The sequence below is a fragment of the Pseudoalteromonas sp. genome (assembly GCF_041613455.1).
GTDB lineage: Bacteria > Pseudomonadota > Gammaproteobacteria > Enterobacterales > Alteromonadaceae > Pseudoalteromonas.
In genome coordinates this window covers 1-3,489 of the sequence record NZ_JBFJHD010000266.1, presented here as the reverse complement: position 1 = coordinate 3,489, position 3,489 = coordinate 1, and the positions used below count along the sequence as shown (strand labels likewise).

Annotated in this window: 3 protein-coding genes and 1 pseudogene; 2 read left to right on the top strand and 2 right to left on the bottom strand. The window is 45.6% G+C overall.

Annotated elements, in window-relative coordinates; translation table 11 throughout:
- Window positions 1-479 (top strand): annotated as a pseudogene (locus ABYB02_RS15660) (LD-carboxypeptidase); the annotation flags it as partial.
- Between the two features lie 167 nt (window positions 480-646).
- Here ABYB02_RS15660 and ABYB02_RS15655 read toward each other — a convergent pair.
- The gene (locus tag ABYB02_RS15655) at window positions 647-1,303 is read right to left on the bottom strand and encodes an NAD(P)H-dependent oxidoreductase (RefSeq protein WP_372763326.1); all 657 of its coding nucleotides are present in this window, start codon (window positions 1,301-1,303) and stop codon (window positions 647-649) included.
- Window positions 1,304-1,469: 166 nt separating this feature from the next.
- Here ABYB02_RS15655 and ABYB02_RS15650 point away from each other — a divergent pair, with 166 nt between their 5' ends.
- A complete protein-coding gene (locus ABYB02_RS15650; protein ID WP_372763327.1) occupies window positions 1,470-2,408 on the top strand; it encodes a LysR family transcriptional regulator in 939 nt (312 codons plus the stop codon).
- A 91-nt stretch (window positions 2,409-2,499) separates the two neighbouring features.
- Here ABYB02_RS15650 and ABYB02_RS15645 read toward each other — a convergent pair.
- Window positions 2,500-3,489 (bottom strand): RluA family pseudouridine synthase (locus ABYB02_RS15645; protein WP_372763325.1); only part of this gene is annotated, 990 nt, incomplete at its 5' end.

Below are 3,489 nucleotides of genomic sequence, written 5' to 3'. Positions count from 1 at the left end.
CTACGCAGTGGCAATGTTTAAATTACTTTGATAAGCGCTGTATAGAAATGTCGGGGCGTCTATTTGGCGGCTGCCTCGATACCGTGGGGTTGTTACTCGACTCGCCGTTTTTAGCACTGCATGAGTTTAAAAAGCACAGCGCGCCCGAAGGGCTGATTTTATACTTAGAAAACTCAGAATTAACCCCCGCCACCGTTGCGCGCTTTTTATTGTCGCTCAAACTAGCTGGGGTTTTCGACGATATTAACGGTATTATCTTTGGTCGCAGCCGCATTGTTCAGGGCGAGGATGCAGAATTTGATTATTACCATGCACTCAAAGTGGCCTTAGGCGATTGCTTATTTCCAGTGATCATCGATGCCGATATTGGCCATGTTGCGCCAAACTTAAATTTAATCAATGGCGCTATGTGCACCTTAATCGCCGAGATAGATCAAGGGCGTGTCATTGATGCGTCAGTGACGACCTTGTTAGCTTAGTGGCTTGCTGCAGCAAAGTGTTGCCCTTAGCCAAGAAATACTGCGTGACACTCGCGGTGAGTAGCGTGTTATGTGCGGTCATTCAAGCTGACTAGCCTGCACTAATTAGCCCCTGTTTACATTAATGTAAACAGGGGCTTGAAACGTAAATAGTGATTTTTTACAGATTATAAAACCTGAATTACTTGCTCGGCCGCTAAGCGAGATTTAGGTAATTTTGCATTATAGTCTTCACTTTGGTGATGATAACCAAGCGCTAAAGCCACATCACACACGTAGCCATCAAGTTCTTTAGCAAACGCTTCACCAATCAGTTCAGCATCTACGCCTTCCATCGGTGTTGAGTCAATTCCTAAACGGGCGGCCACATGCATAGTATTACCTAATGCAATGTAGGTTTGCGCTTTAGTCCAAGCTGCATTATTGCCGTGCTCATCGGTATTTAACTCCACAAAGGCAAAAGCCCCAAAGGCTTGCTCGCGGTTTTCGCTCAGTGTACGGCCATTTTTAATATCAGTATCAATTACTTGTGCGTAATCATCACGGCTGTAGTTAGGTTTGTGAGCAAACAACACGATATGCGAGGCAGTTTTAGCATGCTTTTGATTAAACTGAAATTTATTTGCAAAAGTAGCATGAAAGCGTTGCTTAGCTTGCTCAGACTCAATCACAATAAACTTCCATGGCTGTGAGTTAATTGATGACGGCGATAAGCGCATTGCTTCGTAAATAACCTTAAGGTCTTGCTCGCTAATACGTTTATTGGCGTCATAGTGTTTTGCTGTATGGCGTTTTTCAAGATCACTAATGATAGGGTGAGTCATGTATTTCTCCGAGTAAATTGAGTGTTAAACAAATAGGGTCAACAAATAAACAGTCATTAAGGTTTGAAAAATAGCTGTTTGATGTGGCTGGCAGCTAATATACGCCTTGCTTTATATAAAATAAACAGCATAATTATTGAAACATTATCAAATAAAAATAGATAATATGCAGATAGACGACCTTAAGCTTATTTTAAAAGTAGCCGAGTGCCGCAGCATTACGCTCGCCGCCGCGAAATTAGACATGCGCGCAGCCACCGCCAGCGCAGCCCTGAAACGGGTAGAGCAGGCATTAGGTTGTGAACTATTTATTCGTACCACCCGCCACTTACGGCTTTCAAGCGCCGCAGAGCGTTATATTCCGCAGTGTGAGCAAGCGCTGTTGTTACTCGAACAGGCGAAGCAAAATCTGCAAGGGGAGCATGACGCCATTGAAGGCGAGTTACGCGTTGCGCTGTCATCTGACTTAGGCCGTAACATAGTGATCCCGTGGATTGACGAGCTTATGCAGAGTTACCCCAAGTTGAGTTTAAGAACTCATATTAGCGACAGTAATGTGGACTTTTATCGTGACTCGGTGGATATCGCGCTGCGTTATGGTCAACCCAATGATGCCAGTGTCTATGGCTTTAAAATATGCAATGTGCCGCGCTTATTGTGTGCCAGTGAGCAATACTTAGCTGTGCATGGTCGCCCCACACACCCCGATCACTTAGCCCAGCATCAGGGGTTATTTTATCAACTGCAAGATATTATCAATAATGTCTGGGAATTTACCGATGGGCAGCGTAAATACAAAATAAAAATGCAAGGCCGACGTGCCGCTAACGATGGCGATTTAGTCAGGCGCTGGTGCGTAGCGGGGCAGGGACTGGCAGTAAAATCCGCGCTTGATATCGCCGCTGATCTAGTGAACAACAACGTAGTGACTGTGATGCCAAACTACCAACATGTAAGTGGCGAGTTATGGCTTATCTGCCCCAGTAGGCAGTCAATTACGCCTACGGTGCGCTTGTTACGGGATATCTGCAGGGAAAAGTGCCACGCTATTTTAACCCAACTTGTCACCAAAGGGGTGATAGACAAAAGTGTGCTAGATAACTAGCGCGTGTTGCCCTTACACTGAAGAAGCCGGCTTTGCGTTTTATTTGCGGCTATAAGCCGCATAGCAGGGGATAAACCGACTCACGGAGATATTAAAAGCTGGGCGCCACGGCAAACTCTAAGCGGCGGTGATTAATCGGGTGCGTAAACGATAAATATTCCGCATGTAAATGTAAGCGGTCGGCTTTTACGCCGTAGTGATCATCGCCAACAATAGGCGTATTTAAACCACGCGGATGTGCGCAATGGACGCGTAATTGATGAGTACGGCCGGTTTTAGGAAAAAGCTGTAGCCGAGTGGTGTTCTCTTTTCGCTCCAGCACCTGCCAAGTGGTCAATGACGGTTTTCCGTGCTGATAACAGACTAATTGCCGTGGCTTATCATCAAAGTCTAAGCGCAGTGGCAGGTTAATAGTGCCGCTATCTTCTGTTATATTCCCTGCAACTAACGCTACATAGCGTTTTTCTACTTGGCGTTCAATAAACTGCTTTTGCAATGCTTTATGTGCGCGTTTATTCAGAGCAATAATTAATAACCCCGAGGTCGACATATCTAAGCGGTGCACAATCAGCGGGCCAGTAGCGTGTGGAAATTGCGTTTTAATGCGTAGGTACACCGAATCTTCTATATTCACTCCCGGCACGGATAAAAACTCCGCCGGTTTGTTGACCACTAATAAGTCATCATCCTGATAAACAATCGTTAACTGTTTCCCTTGCGCAGGATTAACTAATAATGGGTTTTCGGCAACGGTTAAGCCTATTAGCATATGGCCTAATATGGGTTGGCACTTACTGTAGCACGACGGGTAATAGTGCTTATGATGGCGGATCGCCGACTTAGGCGCCGCCCCCCACCAAAACTCAGCCATCGCAATTGGGCGCAGATTATGTTGATACGCATACTGTAATAATTTCGGTGCGGCGCAGTCACCGGCGCCCGCGGGTGGGGATTGCTCAGGAATGGCGGCAAAAATGGAATTAAGATCACTGACGTTGCCTTCGGCATTCAAAAACTGATATTGCGCAAACAACTTTTTTTGTAAATTTTTAGAGAGTGTTTTACGGCGCTTTTTTAACTG

Excerpts from the sequence above, each read along its gene's own strand:
- ABYB02_RS15655 (WP_372763326.1), bottom strand. The coding sequence starts at position 1,303 with ATGACTCACCCTATCATTAGTGATCTTGAAAAACGCCATACAGCAAAA.
- ABYB02_RS15650 (WP_372763327.1), top strand. The coding sequence starts at position 1,470 with ATGCAGATAGACGACCTTAAGCTTATTTTAAAAGTAGCCGAGTGCCGC.